Below are 19666 nucleotides of genomic sequence, written 5' to 3' on the forward strand. Positions count from 1 at the left end.
GTAAAATTTTATCAATTCCCTTTTTTAAAAATCGACTATCTAAACGGTGTAGCAACTTTTCTTTGTTGGAAGGTTAAAACAAACCTAATCTATTTCCATCAGAAATAAAAAAAATAGAAAAATTGCTATCTCGACCGTAGTCAAAATAGCAATTTCTATTTGTTATTTTTGCATAATAAAGCTTAAATGGCGGCCGGCTTGTTTCGATTGACGATAGGAAAAACCAGATTCATCTAAAAACGTACACATCGGATCAATTTGGATATTTTCAGCGGGCACACCGGCTAATTCACATTGCTTTTGTACGGTTAATTGATTGTCAATATGATATTTATTCGAGGCTTCGTTGTAATACATGAAATCATCCGCATAGCCGAGTGCTTTGAATTGTTCATACACATCCGCGTCTACTTCGAATTTTTCCTGACTCAGTGCAGGGCCAATCCAAACGTGTAAATCATTCATAAGACAAGCTTCATCTGTCTTTAAATGCACGAATAAATGGCGCGTAATTTCCTTCACAGAGCCTTGCCAACCCGAGTGTATCGCTCCAATTAACTCGATTTTTGGATTGTAAAAGAGCACTGGCACACAATCCGCTGTAAAACTACTTAGGACAATGTTTTTTTCAAACGTGTAAAGGGCATCGGTATTCAAAACGGCACTTTCATAATTATGTGCGCCTAAACCGATATGCTGTTTTTCCACTTTTAAAAAATTGGCGCTATGCGTTTGATTAGCACAAACAAATTGGCTCACATCCGTTTGCAACACATCGGCAAGTTGTTGTCGATTTTCCAAAACCGTAATTTTATTTTGGCACACATTGAATGCCATATTATTTTGTTCTGTAAGTGAGGCATCCTTTAGTGTAATGCCCGCAATTATTTTGTCATTTTGAACGTAAAGTTTTTGCTTCATTTTCATCACCATCTGTACTATAGCGCATCGTTCATTTTTTGTATAGTTGAATTGGATTTGTTATAATAAAGGAAAATAGTAGGTGATGGAATGCGGCCGATCCACGTTTTGATTTCTTCACTGCTACCTTTTCTAGTAGGGCTTCTTGCTGTTTTTTTCATGCTTTTCGAAGCAGGTGGAGTCAATTCCTTTCCATTTGAATTGGTTATAATCGTTATTTTTTATATTTTTCCAACGTATTGCCTGTTTTGTTTGCCATTTTATTTTGTCGTTCATCATCTCAGGAGACAATTGAAGCGTATCAGTTTTTGCATTACCGTTCTTGTCCTCGTTTATATACAAGGCTTTATCGTTTCGTTTATGTTGAACGTCCCGCTTTTTAGTGAGGAAATGGTGCGCGGTGTCTTCCCGCTATTTTCCATTATGATGCTATGCTTTGTTTGCTGTATTTTTGTGTTTAAGTTTAATGAAACGAATCAATCGATTTAACAACATACCTCTAGGGGATTATTGTATAATAATAGTGATAGGTAAGGAGTGAACAACAATGGAATACGAAACAAAAACAAAAAGCCGTTTAAAACGTATAGAAGGTCAAATTCGTGGGATTCTGCGCATGATGGAAGAGGGGCAGGATTGTAAAGATGTCATTACACAACTGTCGGCAGTCCGTTCAGGTGTGGATCGTACAATTGGAGTCATTGTCAGTGAAAATTTAGTGACTTGTGTACGTGAAAGTGAAGGCGACGAAGAAAAAATGAATGATTCAATCCAACAAGCCGTAAACTTGTTAGTAAAAAGCCGTTAATCAAATACGGCTTTTTTCATACGCAATTTTGATTGATTTTCAATTAGAATATGAGTTAGGGGATGATATTTTGAAATTATCGATTGAATGGCATTATGTATCTGCGAAAAAGCAGCAAACGATTTTTAACAGTGAGCCGCTACCTGCTGCCCATGTGTATACACTTGTTGAGGATATGCAAAAAACAGGTCGTGTCAAACAAGTGATTTTAACAGATGCACAGGATAGTACTTGGACAATGAAGGAATTGAAAAAATATTTAACTGAAATGGAAACGGAGCCGCAGGATGTGTCGGTTTATTTTGATGGTGGTTTTCATCGTGAAGAACAACGAGCAGGACTTGGCGCGGTTATTTATTTTCAGCAAAATGCGAAAAGTTACCGCTTAAGAGTGAATCAACAGGCAGATTATTTAGTTTCGAATAACGAGGCGGAATATGCTGCCCTTTATTTTGCGTTGGAATTATTCGACGAGCTCGGTGTGCATCATCAGGAAGTGGCCATTTTTGGTGATTCACAAGTGGTCATTAAGGAATTAAACGGGGAATGGGCAGTGACAGACAATGTACTTTCTAAGTGGGCAGATCGGATTGAACATAAGTTAGGTCAGTTAGGGATTACAGCTGTTTATACGCATATTGACAGAGCAAAAAATGATGAAGCAGACCAACTAGCCAATCAAGCCCTTGCAGGTACAGCTATTCATGCACAAAGGGAGATTCGGAAAAAATAAGCATCCATGGGGGAAAGGCTTTGAAAAAAATGTTGTACTATTAGGGGTTCTAGGACTTCTCAAAATCGGTAGCAGTTGGTATGCGAAGTCAAAAGAAATAGAGCCAATCGTTTTGACCGTTGATTATAATGAGGATTTTCGGTCTCTTGCAAGCTCTTTTTTAAACAATCTCCTAAAATTATTACAATATATTTTGAAATTGGACGTGTGTGTGTTGTCATGTTGATTCCTCCGCTTTCTGTCAATCAGTTTGTTATAGAGATAATAACCTATTTTAAGAGGAATGAAACCTATATTTTAATAAAAAAATGATAATTAATGAATATGAGAAAATAGATTATTTGTTATTTTATTAGATTTTAAACTTTAGAACTATTGGAGGGAGCTATATGAAAAAATTATTAGTCGGAATTTCATTATTGTTAATTGCTGCGTTACTTTTTTCAAGTCAACTGATCGCGGCGGCAATTTATAGTGAGAGAACCATGCAAATAGGAAATGGAGTAACTCTATTCTGGTCGGCCTTTTTTACAATTGGTTCCTGGTGGCTCATTTCCATTACGTTGCTCATTGCAGTCGGTGGCTATGTACTTGTTATGAACGGGATGAGGGAAAAGGGTTAAATTAAAAATGAGGCTGTAATTTAATAAATTTTGATAGTAGAGAAGAGGGTCCGAGTTGGGTATAATTATAATCGTACTAATAGTAGTTGCCGTACTTTACATGCTTATACAAGCAGAAATGACGTACATTCGTGCAGATAAGATGAAAAAGCAACAATACATAGAGCAACAAAAGAAAGAAGGGAATTCACAATGATACGTTCCGTTGGGGCAGGTAGCGCAGGACTCAGTAATCAAACACGCCGTAAAACACCGCAAGAGCAGACAATCCCATTTCCTAAAGTAGGAGATGGCACGATTTCGCTAAATAAAGAGGAAATACAAGAAACCTCACAGAGCAAAACACCACTAATGGTTGGAGTTAAAGCAAAAGCCGAGCTCAAATCCATTTTTGATGAGGAAAATGGCGTCGTAAAGTTAAATGCAGATGGTGACCGTTTAGATGTAAGTAAGCGTGCGATTTCAATGGCGAAGGAAAAATTGTTTTATTAAAGTAAAGACATCCACCCGCAGCAAGAATGAGCGAATGGATGTCTTTTTTTATTCGGCATCAAAATCAAACCTTTTAAATTTATCGCAAATAAAACGCAAATAAAACACAAATATTAAAACTACTCACGCATTAAGATGTAAAATAATTAATAGAATGAATAAGTAGACTTGACCGACCACATACATAACATCAGTCATCTTTTGTAATCCAATACGAATGAGTAAAGGGTGATTTAATTTGCTAATTGCTGATGCAAGGCTTGTTAAAAATGCAGAGGAAAAGCTAATCAATATTCAAGAAGTTTCCAAGCAGCTGTATGATACTAATTTCCGTGACTTTTTATATTGCCCAACACCTGGTTGTCCAGCAAAACTACTCTATATAAATAGTGACAGGGCGCATTTCCGGACATGGAAATATCACGCGCATCATGAGCGTTGTGATTATCATTCTGAAAGAAGATGGGTGGATCATGATGATCAAATTGAAGATGTAACGGTTGGGTTTGAATTCCAACGCCGACAAATAGCATTAAGTAGGGCTTACCGAGCAACAAGATTTCCAGAAGAGGAGCTACCCGCCTTAAAAACAGAAAATAGAACAGAGTTGATCGTCCAAAAACCGACGCTCTCAAGGCGCAGAAGAGTCACAGGAGTCCAAACTAAATTGTTTGATGATGAAACTTTGCAAGGCCTAATGAGAAAGAGACCACCCTTAAGAAGGAAATTCGTCTCAATGATCAATTCGAATGATATAGGGAAACATAAGCTCGTAATGGGTTTTGTTCAAAAAGTAGAGCTAATAGAAGATGTCGCAAAAATTACGCTTCTAGAAAGTGACAAAGAGATTGATATTGTATTTGAGCGATCATTTACCGCAGAATCCAAAAATAGTAGCTATTTAAATAAATTTGCTGCTCTCCAACACATTACCGATCAAAATTTAGAAATCGCTTTTGTAGCAATCGGCGAAGTAAGGCTCAATCACAAAACCAATCGCTTCGAACATCAAATTTTCTTCGGGACAGATTTTAGGATTGAGGATATGGACTTGCTGGCGTTATCGGCTAAAATGGCATTAGATGGAATGGAGTAGGGGACATATAAGTGTTGGGGGATGGGTAAAATTTCCGTATTGTCGTAAGTCTGAATTTTCCTAATGCTACAAGTAAATAGGTCTAAAAAAGGCTTCTTGTATAGATGAAGCCTTTTTAGATTTTCAATGTACTGTACAAAAGGTTAAACTTCCAATCCCGCAATCCCAAACCCACCAGGGCCAGAATGAGTAGAAATCATAGCACCTGCTTGAATCCAAGTTATATTTTTGAATCCATTTTCTTGTGCGATTTCAGTCATTCGTTGCTTAATATTTTCACTAAGTCCGATTGAGTACATTAAATAGATTTGATTTCTATCAATGTCATATTGATTTAAATAGTCACGCATTAATTTTTCAGCTACAGTGCTCATATTGCCACGATATTTTCTAGTTGAAACTAGCTTTCCTTCTACTAATTCGATGCATGGTTTGATTTTTAACAAAGCACCCCCGAGATAAGCTAAATTACTTACGCGTCCACCTGCTTTTAAAAAGTCTAAGCTACCGGGAATGAAAGCAAGCCTAGATTTCGGAACTTTGGCTTCGATTTTTTCTATAAGTTGAGCAGGGGGAATGGTAGGCTCTTTTTCTAGCATATTAACAGCGTACATCACAACTGCAGTTAATCCACCTGTAACGTTCAAAGCATCGATTAAATAAAGGTCCTGAAAATCTTCTGCTGCAATTAACGCATTTTGAAAAGAAGCAGATGCTTTTGACGTATAACCAACATGAATAATGATACTATCAGGGAAATCTTCTCTAATTTTCTTGAAAAGCTCATGATACTCATGGACATTCGTAGCAGATGTAGATGGTATCTTTTTTGTACGATCATAATAATCATAAATTTCCAGTACGGGTAGATGACCATCTAAATAATCCTGATTATCCATGATTACGTGCATCGGTACGACTTGCACATCATGTTTATTGGCTAAAGTTTCTGGTAAATCGGCCCCACTCTCAGTCGATAAAATAATTTTTCTCAAAGTATTTTTCCCCCTTCAGCATACATCTATCTTATTAGTGCCATTAAAATTTACTTTAACTATACATTAAAACAGGGGATTTATGTATAAATGAATTAAATTTGTAAGGAAGTGGATTTTTCGGTAGACGGGTAGAAAATCGAAAGTAATGGATAGTTAGTAAAAAATGATGGATAGAACAGTTAGAATTGTGATTTATTTTCAAACCTCACAAAAAAAGACACGTCTCGACCAAATGAATCGAGAGGTGTCCTTTTAAATGTTTTAATTATTTAAGTGAAGCTAAACCTTTTTCACCAGCAATACCTGGTTGTGTTAGCTCGAATGGATTTAAAATGATGTTTAATTGCTCTACTGTGAAGTACTTGTATTCTAGGCATAGCTCACGAACTGATTTGCCGCTATGTAATGCTTCGCGGGCAATTTGGCTTGAACGCTCGTAGCCTAAATGTGGTGCTAATGCAGTGACAACACCGATTGAGCTCTCTACATAGTCATGCATACGGCTTTCGTTTGCTTCGATATGATCTAAGCAGTGCGTCGTAAATACAGTGAAACCATTTGTCATAATTTCGATTGATTGTAATAAGTTGTGTACTAGTACGGGCTCCATTACATTTAACTCGAATTGACCAGCTTCAGAAGCCATTGTGATTGTCACATCATTACCCATTACTTGGAAGGCAATTTGGTTAATAACTTCTGGCATAACAGGGTTTACTTTCCCTGGCATAATTGAAGAACCTGGTTGGCGCTCTGGTAAACGAATTTCGCTGAAGCCTGTTTTCGGACCTGAAGCCATTAAACGTAAGTCGTTTGCGATTTTTGACATGTTTGCCATTGCGATTTTAAGCATTGCTGAAACTTCTGTATATGAATCGGTATTTTGCGTACCGTCAACTAAGTTATCTACTTTAGTGAATGGGAATCCACTATATTCAACAATATTTTTCACGGCAAGTGTCATATATGCTGGATCGGCATTTAAGCCTGTTCCAATCGCAGTTGCACCGATATTAATTTCTAACATTGTTTGTCTAGCATTTTTAACGCGTTGGATATCGCGCGTAATCACTGCTGCATAAGCGCCGAATTCTTGTCCAAGACGAATTGGTACAGCATCTTGTAAGTGTGTACGACCCATTTTTACGATGGAATCAAATTGAACAGCCTTTTTTAAGAAGCTTTCTTTCATATTTTCCATTGCTACGATTAATTTATTTAATGTTGCCACTGTTGCGATATGAATCGCAGTAGGGAACGCATCATTTGTTGATTGTGCCATATTTACGTGGGTGTTTGGACTAATAATCGAATATGATCCTTTTTCCTCACCGATAATTTCTAACGCACGGTTCGCAATCACTTCATTGGCATTCATATTCATTGAAGTACCAGCGCCACCTTGAATTGGATCAACTAAGAACTGGTCATGGTATCGACCTTCTAAAATATCATCAGAAGCTTGTGCGATAGCATTAGCAATTTTTTCATCTAATTGACCGATCGCTGCATTGGCAAGTGCCGAACTTTTTTTCACAACCGCTAATGCACGCACTAATTCAGGATGCATCGTCATGTTTGTAATTGGGAAGTTTTCCATTGCTCGTTTTGTTTGCACGCCATAATATGCGTCCTTTGGAATTTCTAATGTGCCTAAAAAGTCTTTTTCAATACGTGTACTCATCTGTACAAACCCTCCAAGAGAATTGAATAATATTGTAAGGTGAATCGGCAGTAGGTGAGAGGTTCATATAAACTTCACCAGTTGTTACAATTCACTAATCGGGCCTTTACGGGCAGTCTTTCTTCGTTTTAATTAGTGGAAACGAAAATTTCCTGCTCGCTCATGCGGGACAAACAAATACATTATACGTCATATTTTGTAGAAAAGGTAGTTGTTTAATGAAGTATATTTTTATTTCGTTTGCGGTGTATATCCGCGTAGGGTTTATGCGGATTAATCGCAATATTCAGCGAACAAATAAATGGTCTATTCTTCATTTTTATAATCTAAAATATCACCAGGCTGACAATCAAGTGCCTTGCAAATTGCCCCTAAAGTGGAGAAGCGAATGGCTTTAGCTTTACCATTTTTTAAAATAGATAAATTCGCCATCGTAATGCCAACCTTCTCCGTAAGTTCTGTAACAGTCATTTTTCGTTTTGCGAGCATTACATCGATATTAATAATTATGGCCATTTTTTTCCCCCCTTACACAGTTAATTCGATTTCTGATTTCATTTCAATAGCATTTTCTAATAATTTTTGTAGAATAATCGCGGAAATTGCAACGCCCATCGCAGCAATCATAAAAGCAATACCTAAAAAAAAGGCTTTCAATTGTATTCGTTTTATAACAGTTAAATTTGGGTTAGAAATCGTTTGATTTGCATGTAGGGTCATACAGTACTATATTTGTTGATGGGTCAATCATTGTTTAGTCAATTAATTGTAAATACACTAATTTGTTGACCTCATAATTTATTTAGGAGGTCATTCGTATTTGCTGTTCACTATCTAATCAAGAAAAAATTTTACATCTGCTTAAAGGACTTAATAATCAAATTAGCCCTAAATTTGAACGGTGTACAGGCATAAGTGCGTCACGTTATGAATTGCTACACCAGCTTTACGAAACGGAAGAAATTAATCAATCCAATCTTCAAAAAGCTGTAAATATAGATAGTGGGGCAATCACTCGTCACCTAAAGCAACTTGAGGCAAACGGCATGGTGACAAGACGTAGAAACCCTACCGATAACCGAGTAATATTTGTTCGCTTGACTTCGGAAGGACGCAAACGAATTGTCGGCTACCAAAAAGAAAAGATGAGTTTCGTGAACCAAATGCTTCATGATTTTAATCCAGAAGAATTGGAGTCTCTATCAGACATGCTTAAACGCATGCAAAACAATATAAGTGAATACTGAAGTTTTCGGAAATCAATTGACCTGGAAAATAAGAATTTTTACAATAAATCTAATAATAAGGATGGATAACTATGATTATTATTCACGCACATCTGCAAGTAAAACCTGACCAAGAACAAGCATTCTTGGAAGAAGTCAAAATACTTCTTTCAGCTACAAGAGATGAAAAAGGTAATATTAGCTATGAATTAATGAAATCTACTGAACAAGAATGTCATTATACAATGGTTGAAATTTGGCAAGATATAGAAGCTACTGCAATCCATAATACGAGTGAACATTTCACCGCGTTTACTCAAAAAGCGCCAACTTTCATGGCTGCACCAATGGACCTTAAAGTATTTAGCGGAGAACCTATAAAAGCTTAATTTTGTATTAAATAGCAAACACCCCAAGTAGTTCATTCTTGGGGTGTTTATTTAATTTTTATTGGACTAACCTACAAGTTGGTTGAAGAAGGATTTCACATTTTTAATGTTGAATTACTAAATTGCAGCTAAATGAATGAGCTAAGAAGAAAAGAGGGAGCTAATTTTGAGGAAAATTGAAATTATAGCTTGGACAGAAGAATGGGAGAATTTATACAATTTAGAAGAAGTACTATTGAAAGAAGTATTGAAGGATGTGTTATATGGTATTTATCATATTGGTAGTACATCTATACGAACAATAGGTTATGCAAAACCGATAATTGATATGTTAATTGTTGTAAAGGATATTGATCAAGTGGATTTTTACACGAATGAAATGTTGGCATTGGGTTACGAGCCAAAAGGCGAAAATGGGATTGCTGGGAGAAGTTATTTTACCAAAGGGAAAGAAACTAGAACACATCATTTACATATTTTTCAGGTTGGAAACGAAAACATAGCAACTCATATATATTTTAAAGAATATCTAATAAATAACCCTTCAGAAGCTAAAAAGTATGGGAAACTAAAAGTGAATTTAGCAAAACAGTATCCTAATGAACATTTGAAGTATCAAGAAGGGAAACAACAGTTCACCAATGAGTTAGTTTCTAAAGCAAAAGAATGGGCGAGACAGAAGAAAAATTTTTATTGAGTTCAGTGATTAAAAACTTCAGGATTATAACCTTGCATTAGTTAGAAAATAAAATGTCGAATAATATGGGTAATTATAACAAAAACAAATGGTATAATGACTATTCAACTGAAATTCATTAAAGTACATAAAAAATATCGAAAGTTTAGGAGCGATACAAAATGAACTTAACATTTAGCAATATTTATAATCCCGGTATCATTGAAAAAGATACAAATGATTTCACCCATGTTGCGTTTATAGAAGTACCTGAAATGTATGATGGCAATTTTATTAAGTGGAAGGAAATACCTACGCTCGAAACGCTTAAGCAGGTGGAAAATTATATGAAGGAAATGCATCTCGCGCGTGGGCAAAAGCATGTGAAATTTGTTTTCCCTCAGGATGAAAAACTTCCAGATGAGCTTGTAGCGTATTTAACGGAACAGCATTATGACATGGGCATTTTGGAAATGTATGCAATCGATCCGAAAACCTTTCCCTCAAACGATAGAAGCTCTGCGCAAATCCAATTTATATCAGAGGAAACGTTACAGGCATACGGTGACATCCATTATGAAGAAGCAAAACAATGGGGAGAATCGTATGCATTATCGAAGCGAGAGATGTTGAAAAAGGATTACCGCGACCAACGAAAACAGCAAATAATCGCGCTTGTGGATGGCGAAATTGTCGGTTCAGTCGATATCATTGTGCGAGATCAAACAGCGGAAATTGACAACTTTTTTGTACTAACAGCATTTCAGCGACAAGGGATTGGCTCACAAATTCAGCAGTTCGTCATGCAGCATTATGCAGAGAAAACGATTATATTAGTGGCCGATGGAGAAGATACGCCTAAAGATATGTACGTCAAGCAAGGCTACCGTTTTATCGGATTTCAATATAATGCATTGAAGGCGGATATTGAATAATGAAAAAGGTGTATTCCGAAAACAGGAATGCACCTTTTTAAATGTTTTACGTTATTTTACTAATAATCTCCACTCGTTCGTCTAACTAAGTAAGAGAGGTGAGAGCCATGGACTTTGAGCAAATTTATGAGCAACATTTCGGGAAAATATACCAATACATACGCTATATGGTGACGAATGCCGAGCTAGCCGAGGATTTAACACAGGAAACCTTTCTCCGCGTGTATAAAAATACATTTCGTCAGGAGGCAAGCATCACTACTTATATTCGCCAAATCGCTCGTAATATTGTGTATGACCATTATCGTAAGAAAGCATTAATTCAGTGGTTACCGTTTACAAAATCACATGAGCAGGAGGAAATGACCTATGTGCCGCATGATTGGGTTGTGCAATCGGAAAACCGAAAAGCATTATATGAAGCATTGCAACAGCTCAAGCCGCTTCAGCGAGAAGTGTTGATTTACCGAAAAATCGAGGAATTATCCATTCAAGAAACGTGTGAAATTATGGGCATATCTGCAATGAAAGTGGCGAACACGCAGCGGAGTGCAATGAAAGCATTGGAGCAGCTATTAGGGGGTGAGCAAGATGGATATTGAAAAAGAACTAGCGGAATTGAATCAATTACCTGAGGATGAGCAGGTGAAGAGGAAAATTCGGTCTTCAATCATTACGCAAAAAGGCCCGAAAAAGCGCGGAAATGTGTGGAAGGAAATTGCGATGATCGTAGCGATTTGTAGTGTTGCTTTCTTTTTATTCGTGACGGGTACATCGCAAACTAACCAAGCGACGAGTAATGAAATAGAACATATTTATACGTACTTTGGGGGAGAAGAAAATGAGTTCCGTGCACGAACTTCGACTTTATATGTGGGTGTTCAAGAAATGACGAATGCTACAACAACCGCCTTTTTTGAACATATTGAGACGATGGAAAAAATGGAGAATGGCTATTTAGGTGACTATATTGTTGATGTCATCGTCGTACAAAATAACGAGCAACATCGTTATCAAATTTCCAATGTTTCATTATACGATGTGGATAACGGGGTTTATTATAACGGTGAAGGGGCACTTTTTGGGGAGGTCTTCCAAGTGCTTCATAAACCTAAAATAAATTCATATTCTTTTATCGTCCCTTTAGGAGTTATTCTCATGAATTTTTTACAGTGGGCTTACTATAAATATCGGAAAATTAAAGCAGAAAATCCATTTGGAGATAACTGGGGATTTTTTGCGGTTCCGTTGTTTAGTCTTGTTTGTATTTTTGCTTACCATGCGTTTGTCGGTCCGCTATATAAGCCGATTCTAATTATGTTGTCTATTTTGTTCGGCTACAAGTTACTAAGGGTTGTGAAGCGTCATGCAAAAACATATATCATTTTAAAAGTTGAAACGTATAAGGCAATTGCCACAACAATCCTATTAATTATTTTAATCCTCATATATTAACAAAATGCCCCTTCTTATTTCGCAGAAGGGGCATTACACTAGGCATCTTTAATCCGACTTTAACGCAATATAAACCATCATAAATAAAATAAAAGACGTGCCAAACCATTGGAATGCGCCAAATGGTTCGTTGAGCCATATAACCGTTGCGAGCACAGCGGTAAGTGGCTCGACATTGCCAAGCAGGCTCGTTTCCTTTGCTGATAACGTTTGTAAGCTTTCTATGTAAAACCAAAATGATAGCATAGTCCCAAAAATGATGACAATGATCAAGTAAATAACCGTAGTTGCGGTCCAACTGCTAACGTCCACTTGCCACGGTGGGTGGATAAAACTCATCGTTGTACCTGCCAGCACCATTGCCCATCCAACAACAACGAGTGAATCAAATTGTTTGAGTAGTGGAATGGCATACAGTGTGTAAAAGGCAAGGCTCACACCAGATAATAGCCCCCAAATAATAGCTGGCATCGGAACCGCAAGTGCGGATAGAGAGCCATTCGTTAATAAAAAGAAACTTCCAGATAATGCGAGAACAATTGTAACGGCATCTTTTTTTGTAAATTTGGACTGACCGCGCAATGCGACGTACACAATAATCATGACCGGTGCTAAGTATTGTAGCAACGTAGCAACCGCCGCATTGCCTTCTTTAATCGAAGCCATATATGTATATTGCACCGCGAGCATTCCAACAATCGCAAAAATAACGAGGCGCAATGCAGTAAATTTTTGCTGCCAAATGGCGATTATTTGCGTACGATCTTTAAATATTGCTTGTGTGACTAATAATAATGTTCCTGCAATGAGCAGGCGAGTCGAAACAAGCCAGCTTACTTCAATGCCTTCTGAGAAAAGCTGCTGGGCGACCGTTCCACCGAGCCCCCAAAAAAAGCACCCTACTATAACAAGTATAAATCCTATGTATCGTTTATTTTGCATGACGAACCTCTTTATCTAGTAATATTTCTATTTTACCGAAATTTCTGTAAAAATACTATATGCAGTTGACGAATATCCTAAAGATATGGGTATTCATTATGTATATTTCACTAAAATGAAATTTTTTTAAAATAATTGTAACCTTTTTGATTAACATGCTACTAATCTAACGAGAACACGGAGAGGAATGACAAAAAATGAACATGAATATGAAACGTATTACACCATTAGCACTATCTGCATTATTACTAGGAACGGTAGCAGTAGGCGCAGAATCACCAGCGAACACAAGTCAACCAATACAAATCGAGGAAACGAATAATATTGCTTCGTTCGTACAAATGCAAGGTACAATCGATTCTATTGAAAATCGCAAAGACCAAACATTTTTCAGCACAGCGGATAAAAATAATCCATTCAATTTCACAACAAATGAAGACACACTTGTTTTCGATAAAAAAGGAAATAAAGTAGAGCTGAAAAAAGGCGATAAAGTTTCGATTTATACGCATGCAAATCAGCCGATGCTAGCGATTTATCCACCACAATATAACCCAGCTGTAATCATTGTAGAGGATGACAAAGTAGCAAGTTCTGCGAAAGTAACTACTTTTAATAAAGAATTTTTAAGTGAAGACGAAGATTTAAAATTAAACATTGGCGATGACACAGTGATTGTGAATGAAAAAGGTGAAAAACTAGGTAAGGAAGCACTTGCAGGTAAAGACGCGATTGTCTTTTATACATTTGCAACATTCAGCATCCCAGCTCAAACAACACCTGAGAAAATTATCGTATTGTCAAAAGATGAGAACGATTCAGCTGACGAGAAACCAGCACTTGAAGTGGCACCATTCACAAATGTCAAAGGGGCTATTAGCTCAGTTGAAAAGCTAGCGAACGGCACGACTCAGTTCAGCGTAACGGATGAAAACAATCCATTCCATTTCACGACTGACAAAAATACGATTGTATTAGACAAAAAAGGAAATAAAGTAGAGCTGAAAAAAGGCGATAAAGTTTCGATGTATATGCATGCAAATCAGCCAATGCTATTGATTTTCCCACCACAATATAGTCCAGCAGTAGTTATAGTAGAAGATGAAAAATCACCAACAAATGTTGTTGTAACAGATTTCAATGAAGAGTTCATCAATAAAGAAAATGATTTAAAATTAAACATTAGCGACAAAACAGTAATCGTTAATGCAAAAGGTGAAAAAGTAGGTAAAGAAGCACTTTTAGAAAATCATCACGCGATTGTTTTCTATGGCGCGACAACACGCAGCATTCCAGCACAAACATCACCAGACAAAATTGTTGTTTTCCCGAAAGTAACGGATGAAATCGTTGCTGAAGAAGGCGAAAAGGCAGCTGTTTTGGAAGAAGCAAAAGAAGTGAATGAAGTAGTTGTAGAAGAAGCGAAAGAAATCGATGCTAAAATTGCTACACTAATCGGTAAAGATATTCGTGAAGTAGACGGCAAAGTAATGGTACCACTACGTAAAGTTGCAGAAGGATTAGGATTTAAAGTGGATACGACAACAACTAAAACAGGTGCAATCGTTTCAAAAGGTGCATTATCATACACAATTACACGTGGTGAAAAAACGTACGGACATAACCGCGCGTTAGCACAATTTGAAGTAGCGCCGGCATTACTTGAATCAGGTAAAACGTATGTAGAATACGATTTTGCATTACAGTTATTAAACTAAACGGCTCAACCAATGATCGCATGAGAATCGAACGGTGATTCTCATGCTTTTTAGTTGAAACCCGTACGGAAGATAACTCCAAGTTTTGGTGATTAGTCCAAACGGTGTAAAATGTAATAGCATTGTAATGGAAATGTAACAAGATTTTGATGTTTATTCCCATTTTACCTATATAAATTTAGCATTCACTCCGATACAATAACTAGTGACTAGCTTGAGAAAGGAACTAAAGACAATGAAACAAAAATTGATGACATTTTTTGTTGCGATTCTCCTTGTTTGTACGCTAGCCGTTAATCCAACTTCGGCAAACGTCAAATTTGTAGATGTTGCGACAACCCATCCTGCATATGATGAAATTCAGTACTTGATTAACCTGGGTGCAATCAGAGGCTATGATGAAAAGGGAAAGACTTATTACAAGCCAAATATTAGTGTTACGCGCGGACATGCAGCGAAAATGGTTGTCATTTCTGCAGGTCATGAACCACTAAAAGTGAGCAAATCTACATTCACTGATGTAAAAGCAGGTACAGAAATTTCTGGTTATGTAGAGCGTGCCATTGAACTTGGCATATTCGAAAAGAAATCGACTAAATTTAATCCAAATGATCCATTAACACGTGAAGAAATGAGTTCAGTTTTAGCAAAAGCGTTTGATATTAACATAGCGGATTATCAAAGTTTGCCAATGGTATTCCCAGATATTCCTGCAACAAATACATATGCTTCATCGATTAAAGCGATTTATTATAATGGTATAACAAACGGCAGTGATGGAAAGTACATGCCGAAAAGTGCGGTGACACGTGCGCAGTTTGCATCTTTTATCGCACGTGCGAAAAGTGATAAATACCGTTTAGATTTACCAGAAATTCCAGAGCAAGTCGATACATCTCAAGTTATTGGTACCATTGCAGTGACAACGGACGCATTAAATGTCCGTAAAAAACCGGATACAAATGCGACTGTGTTAGGAAAAGTTGATACGGGCGGTAAGCTTTCCGTTTATGCGATTGAAGGTAGCTGGCTAAAGGTTTCTTACAAAGGTCAGTTTGGCTATGTGAGTAAATCTTACACAAAATATTTGGATGCTAATGGAAATCCAATCGGTGCTGCAATTAAAGAAGTAATTGCAAATGAAACATTAAATTTGTATGTGAAACCGACATCAAGTTCAAAAAAAATAGGGACAGTTGTACAAGATGCGACCGTTTCAGTTTATAACGAAAGTAGCGGTTATTATTTAACAACAGTTGACGGCTTACCAGGATATATTGTAAAAGCAAATACGACAACTGTGGAAAATGAAAATGAAACCCCAGATGTAGAAAACCCGGAACCAACGCCAACACCTGATCCAATTCCGGATGATTCAGTGAATACTTCAGACTTAATGGGTAAGGTGACGGTGAATGGATTAAACATGCGTGAATCAGCGGACAATAGTTCGAAATCAGTTGCAACATTATCGAAAGGCTCGATGGTATCGGTAAACTCGATTTCTGGTTTTTGGGCAAAAGTGACGGCAAATGGTCAAACAGGCTATGTGCATAAATCGTATATTAAACTCATCAATCAAGCAGGGAATGCTGTAAAAAATCGCGTTATTATCATTGATCCAGGGCATGGTGGGAAAGATCCAGGTACTGGGAAGGATGGACATACTGAAAAAGCCATTACGCTTAAAGTTGGAAATCTAGTACGCCAAAAGTTAGAGGCTGCCGGTGCGACTGTTCATATGACGAGAACGGGTGATTCGTATCCGACACTACAAGACCGTGTCGCTTTTACAAAAGCAAAGCACGGTGAAATTTTTGTCAGCGTCCATGTCAATTCCGCTTCATCTACTTCAGCAAGTGGCACAGAAACGTACTACAATGTTTCCGCTGGTGACCAATTTGAAGAGGATAAATTATTAGCGAAATATATAAATAATGAAATTGTAAAGAATGCGAATATGAAAGACCGTGGTGTCAAAGAAGGTCCGTTTTATGTTATTAAAAATATGATTATCCCATCTGTGCTAGTAGAGCTTGGTTTCCTGACGAACGCATCAGATCGCGATAAACTAACAAACGATAAGTATGCAGAAATTTTTGCACAATCGATTTATAACGGGATTGTTCAGTATTATACAAAGTAATCATATTAGCCTGTCAAATCCTATTTTGGAATTGGCAGGTTTTTCTGTTGTGCAAACGAAAAAATTTCCTTATACTGGATATGGTTGGGGCTTTACATGAGTAATATTAAATAAATGAAACTTATTAATCTAAGATAACGTATAAAAGGTTATGAGAAGATAATGATAAAATGTATTTTCTTTCAAAAGGGCCTATAAAAATCAATATTGTGAAGGCTTATTAAATAATTAGCACTTCATGAAATTTAGGGGGGAAACCGGTGACTTTACAGTTAGAAAAAGTAACAAAGCGTTATAAAGATTTTACCGCGGTGCAAAATCTGAATTTTACCATTTCAAAAGGTGAAATTTTTGGCCTAATTGGTCAAAATGGAGCAGGGAAAACGACGACATTCCGCATGATATTGGATTTGCAAGATACAACGGAAGGCATGATTATGTGGGATGGCAAGCCGATTAAGAAAATTAATCGTGACATTTTAGGGTATTTACCGGAAGAGCGCGGGATCTTTCCACAAATGAAGGTGGAGGAGCAGTTGTTTTTCTTTGGTGAATTACGTGGCATGGAAAAGGAAACGCTCAAAAAGGAAATTGACTTTTGGATTTCGCGTTTTGATTTGCAGGAAAAGCGTCATGATAAGGCGGAAACATTATCAAAAGGGAACCAGCAGAAAGTACAGTTAATCGCGAGTTTCCTGCATCGTCCGCAGTTTTTAATTTTAGATGAGCCATTTAGCGGACTGGACCCTGTAAATATGGAGCTACTGAAAAATGCGATTTTATTTTTAAAAGAGCAAGGGATGACGATTTTATTTTCAAGTCATCAAATGGATAATGTCGAGGAATTATGCGATCATTTATGTTTACTAAAGCGCGGTGAATCACTGTTTTCTGGTTCATTGCTCGATTTAAAAAAGCAATATGGCAAAACGAAATTAACGGTCCATTCTGATATGGCTGATACCGACCTTGAAAAACTGTCAGGGGTAAAGCATGTTGGGCGTGATCGCGATGGTCATGCGGTACTGACGTTGGAGGATGAATCTTATGCGCGTGAGTTATTTGAGCATTTTTCGAATGGGCAGTACATTGAAAAATTCAGCCTAGATTATTTATCTCTTCATGAGATTTTCAAAGAGAAAGTTGGTGCGACTCATGTCTAAATTTTCTGTGCTGGTGAAGCAATTATATAAACAAAAAATACGTACATTAACTTTTCGCCTAATGACCTTGTTATATTTAGGACTCATTTGTGCATTTATCTTTTGGCCGGAAATTAAAGGGCTACTGTTTTCAGATGATGCTGAAATCGTAAGTGTTGTGAACGAAACAGATTTTGACGTAGCACCATTTTTACAAGGCAATGATCAATTTGACTGGCAAGTAGTCGATGCGGATAGTGCGAAGAAAAATGTAGAAGAAGGCGAGTATTACGCAAATGTAACGCTTACTGATGACCAAGGGAAGCTTTCTGCAAATATTACGTCATTAGATCCATTACCACTAAATGACCAACAATCGATTTCTGGTCTTATAAGTCAAATGGGCCAAATGTATGCTATGGCGCAAATGGATTTAACAGCGGAGCAGCAGGCGGTATTATTATCAGCGGAGCCAATCATTTCGATGCATACATTAAATGAGCAGGCAAGTGATGGCAAATCGACAGAAGAAAAACAAGCGGGCATTTTTGTATCGTATGCAATAGGCTTTGTTATTTATATTTTTGTTGCAACGTATTTATCGATGATTACGACAGAGGTTGCATCGGAGAAAGGCTCGCGTGCACTGGAAATGCTACTCGTAAGTGTGAAGCCTGAAACGCATTTCCGTTCGAAACTAATTGGGGTCTTTTTAGTGGCTATTACGCAATTTGCCATCATATTTGGTGCACTGTTCCTGTTGTTACGCTTTACGTATGGTGGCGAAAAATGGACGCTTGTCACGGATTTACTAGAATCGATGTCAATCGGTTATTTCTTATACGTCATCGGTTTCTTATTCGGAACAATCTTAATGTACTTAATTTTAGGGGCATTATTCGGTTCGCTTGTGTCTAAAGTAGAGGAAGCCGGACAGGTAATGATGCCGGCACTCATGATGACATTAATCGGTTTCTACGTCATGATTTCAGGTATGGGTAACCCGGATACACTGTTAATTAAAGTATTCTCGTACATTCCATTTACATCTGGAATGGTGATGCCAATGCGTATTGGAGCAACGGATATAACTAGTATTGAGCCGATTATTTCATTCGTGTTACTTGTTGGGACGACGTTATTGCTATACGTCATTAGCTTAACGTTCTATAAACGCAGCGTGCTGACGTATTCATCTGGTGGATTGATTCAAAAAATTAAAACGGTGTTTAAAGTGACGACTTAATGTGCTAGGTGGAATGAATATTTTGCGGAAATCGCTAGAACTATGAGGTAGACGGATAACCGTAAAATATATATCAACGAATAAGGGCACTCCTACTTATACTAGCGGGAGTGTCTTTTTCTGTTGATTTGCCAAAAGAGGAGTGTTAATGCGAGTAAAATAATCGGAGTAAAACCTACATATCGCCATGCATTATTTGCACCAATAAAATAATAGGCAATCGGTAAAAATGTTAGCGTACTCAGCAGTAGTGCGTGCCATGACTTTTTTACAATACCAACAAAAAAAGCAACGATTGAAATGAGAAATGAAAGATACCACAAAGATAACATTTGATGGACGCCTCTCTATTTCTGTTTGATCAATATCATACGCGTTTGTTTCATGATTCATTATAAAATAGTGTTAATTTTTCGGGGAATAATCTACTACTTTA

23 protein-coding genes are annotated in these 19666 nt (G+C 37.2%); 16 read left to right on the forward strand and 7 right to left on the reverse strand.

What is annotated here, in order from left to right; translation table 11 throughout:
* Nucleotides 1-162: 162 nt before the first annotated feature.
* Nucleotides 163-921 (reverse strand): peptidoglycan editing factor PgeF, encoded by a 759-nt coding sequence (gene pgeF / locus ACQKIH_RS07200; protein WP_427764717.1) that lies wholly within the window; start codon nt 919-921, stop codon nt 163-165.
* Between the two features lie 547 nt (nt 922-1468).
* On the opposite strand from pgeF, the gene ACQKIH_RS07205 reads away from it, so the two are divergent.
* The 6 genes from ACQKIH_RS07205 (at nt 1469) to ACQKIH_RS07230 (ending at nt 4673) form a co-directional block, all read left to right on the forward strand.
* The gene (locus tag ACQKIH_RS07205) at nt 1469-1729 is read left to right on the forward strand and encodes a metal-sensing transcriptional repressor (RefSeq protein ID WP_057983009.1); all 261 of its coding nucleotides are present in this window, start codon (nt 1469-1471) and stop codon (nt 1727-1729) included.
* 28 nt (nt 1730-1757) lie between these two features.
* Nucleotides 1758-2462 carry a reverse transcriptase-like protein gene (locus ACQKIH_RS07210; RefSeq protein ID WP_427764539.1) on the forward strand — a complete coding sequence of 235 codons (705 nt, stop codon included), beginning with the start codon at nt 1758-1760 and terminating at the stop codon, nt 2460-2462.
* A 389-nt stretch (nt 2463-2851) separates the two neighbouring features.
* Nucleotides 2852-3085: a hypothetical protein gene (locus ACQKIH_RS07215; RefSeq protein WP_427764542.1), complete on the forward strand. Its 234-nt coding sequence runs from the start codon at nt 2852-2854 to the stop codon at nt 3083-3085.
* 55 nt (nt 3086-3140) lie between these two features.
* Nucleotides 3141-3281 carry a hypothetical protein gene (locus ACQKIH_RS07220; protein WP_340785475.1) on the forward strand — a complete coding sequence of 47 codons (141 nt, stop codon included), beginning with the start codon at nt 3141-3143 and terminating at the stop codon, nt 3279-3281.
* Nucleotides 3278-3577 (forward strand): hypothetical protein, encoded by a 300-nt coding sequence (locus ACQKIH_RS07225; protein ID WP_057983017.1) that lies wholly within the window; start codon nt 3278-3280, stop codon nt 3575-3577. Before ACQKIH_RS07220 ends, ACQKIH_RS07225 begins: the two co-directional genes overlap by 4 nt.
* Nucleotides 3578-3815: 238 nt before the next feature.
* Complete coding sequence (locus tag ACQKIH_RS07230) at nt 3816-4673, forward strand: hypothetical protein (protein ID WP_427764545.1); 858 nt, start codon at nt 3816-3818, stop codon at nt 4671-4673.
* Nucleotides 4674-4816: 143 nt separating this feature from the next.
* On the opposite strand, the gene ACQKIH_RS07235 is transcribed toward ACQKIH_RS07230, so the two are convergent.
* From ACQKIH_RS07235 to ACQKIH_RS07250, 4 genes are all read right to left on the reverse strand, one after another.
* A complete protein-coding gene (locus ACQKIH_RS07235) occupies nt 4817-5668 on the reverse strand; it encodes a DegV family protein (protein WP_427764547.1) in 852 nt (283 codons plus the stop codon).
* Between the two features lie 268 nt (nt 5669-5936).
* Nucleotides 5937-7355, reverse strand: a complete 1419-nt coding sequence (aspA, locus tag ACQKIH_RS07240; protein ID WP_057983026.1) for an aspartate ammonia-lyase — start codon at nt 7353-7355, stop codon at nt 5937-5939.
* A 306-nt stretch (nt 7356-7661) separates the two neighbouring features.
* On the reverse strand, nt 7662-7871 hold the full coding sequence (locus ACQKIH_RS07245) for a helix-turn-helix domain-containing protein (protein WP_427764550.1): 210 nt from the start codon (nt 7869-7871) through the stop codon (nt 7662-7664).
* A gap of 12 nt (nt 7872-7883) precedes the next feature.
* Entirely contained in the window at nt 7884-8075 is a 192-nt protein-coding gene (locus tag ACQKIH_RS07250; RefSeq protein WP_427764552.1) for a DUF2975 domain-containing protein, read from the reverse strand.
* Between the two features lie 98 nt (nt 8076-8173).
* On the opposite strand from ACQKIH_RS07250, the gene ACQKIH_RS07255 reads away from it, so the two are divergent.
* The 6 genes from ACQKIH_RS07255 to ACQKIH_RS07280 all read left to right on the forward strand — a co-directional run bounded on the left by ACQKIH_RS07255 (nt 8174) and on the right by ACQKIH_RS07280 (nt 12036).
* Entirely contained in the window at nt 8174-8602 is a 429-nt protein-coding gene (locus ACQKIH_RS07255; RefSeq protein ID WP_427764718.1) for a MarR family winged helix-turn-helix transcriptional regulator, read from the forward strand.
* Nucleotides 8603-8673: 71 nt separating this feature from the next.
* Nucleotides 8674-8970, forward strand: coding sequence for a putative quinol monooxygenase (locus ACQKIH_RS07260; protein WP_427764554.1), 297 nt, complete (start codon nt 8674-8676; stop codon nt 8968-8970).
* A gap of 166 nt (nt 8971-9136) precedes the next feature.
* Nucleotides 9137-9667 (forward strand): GrpB family protein, encoded by a 531-nt coding sequence (locus ACQKIH_RS07265; RefSeq protein WP_427764557.1) that lies wholly within the window; start codon nt 9137-9139, stop codon nt 9665-9667.
* Between the two features lie 161 nt (nt 9668-9828).
* Nucleotides 9829-10581 carry a GNAT family N-acetyltransferase gene (locus tag ACQKIH_RS07270; protein ID WP_427764560.1) on the forward strand — a complete coding sequence of 251 codons (753 nt, stop codon included), beginning with the start codon at nt 9829-9831 and terminating at the stop codon, nt 10579-10581.
* A 107-nt stretch (nt 10582-10688) separates the two neighbouring features.
* Entirely contained in the window at nt 10689-11183 is a 495-nt protein-coding gene (locus ACQKIH_RS07275) for an RNA polymerase sigma factor (RefSeq protein WP_427764562.1), read from the forward strand.
* Complete coding sequence (locus tag ACQKIH_RS07280; RefSeq protein ID WP_427764564.1) at nt 11173-12036, forward strand: hypothetical protein; 864 nt, start codon at nt 11173-11175, stop codon at nt 12034-12036. Before ACQKIH_RS07275 ends, ACQKIH_RS07280 begins: the two co-directional genes overlap by 11 nt.
* 48 nt (nt 12037-12084) lie before the next feature.
* Here the strand turns inward: ACQKIH_RS07280 and ACQKIH_RS07285 are convergent, their stop codons facing one another.
* Nucleotides 12085-12978 carry an EamA family transporter gene (locus ACQKIH_RS07285; RefSeq protein WP_427764567.1) on the reverse strand — a complete coding sequence of 298 codons (894 nt, stop codon included), beginning with the start codon at nt 12976-12978 and terminating at the stop codon, nt 12085-12087.
* A gap of 197 nt (nt 12979-13175) precedes the next feature.
* Here ACQKIH_RS07285 and ACQKIH_RS07290 point away from each other — a divergent pair, with 197 nt between their 5' ends.
* The 4 genes from ACQKIH_RS07290 (at nt 13176) to ACQKIH_RS07305 (ending at nt 19230) form a co-directional block, all read left to right on the forward strand.
* The gene (locus ACQKIH_RS07290) at nt 13176-14696 is read left to right on the forward strand and encodes a stalk domain-containing protein (RefSeq protein WP_427764569.1); all 1521 of its coding nucleotides are present in this window, start codon (nt 13176-13178) and stop codon (nt 14694-14696) included.
* Between the two features lie 235 nt (nt 14697-14931).
* Nucleotides 14932-16842, forward strand: coding sequence for an N-acetylmuramoyl-L-alanine amidase (locus ACQKIH_RS07295; protein WP_427764572.1), 1911 nt, complete (start codon nt 14932-14934; stop codon nt 16840-16842).
* Nucleotides 16843-17102: 260 nt separating this feature from the next.
* Entirely contained in the window at nt 17103-18005 is a 903-nt protein-coding gene (locus ACQKIH_RS07300) for an ABC transporter ATP-binding protein (RefSeq protein ID WP_427764575.1), read from the forward strand.
* On the forward strand, nt 17998-19230 hold the full coding sequence (locus ACQKIH_RS07305) for an ABC transporter permease (protein WP_427764578.1): 1233 nt from the start codon (nt 17998-18000) through the stop codon (nt 19228-19230). Before ACQKIH_RS07300 ends, ACQKIH_RS07305 begins: the two co-directional genes overlap by 8 nt.
* Before the next feature lie 101 nt (nt 19231-19331).
* On the opposite strand, the gene ACQKIH_RS07310 is transcribed toward ACQKIH_RS07305, so the two are convergent.
* On the reverse strand, nt 19332-19562 hold the full coding sequence (locus ACQKIH_RS07310; RefSeq protein WP_427764581.1) for a hypothetical protein: 231 nt from the start codon (nt 19560-19562) through the stop codon (nt 19332-19334).
* Nucleotides 19563-19666: the final 104 nt, after the last annotated feature.

Origin of the sequence: Solibacillus cecembensis, from assembly GCF_050272495.1 — a bacterium.
Taxonomy (GTDB): domain Bacteria; phylum Bacillota; class Bacilli; order Bacillales_A; family Planococcaceae; genus Solibacillus; species Solibacillus cecembensis.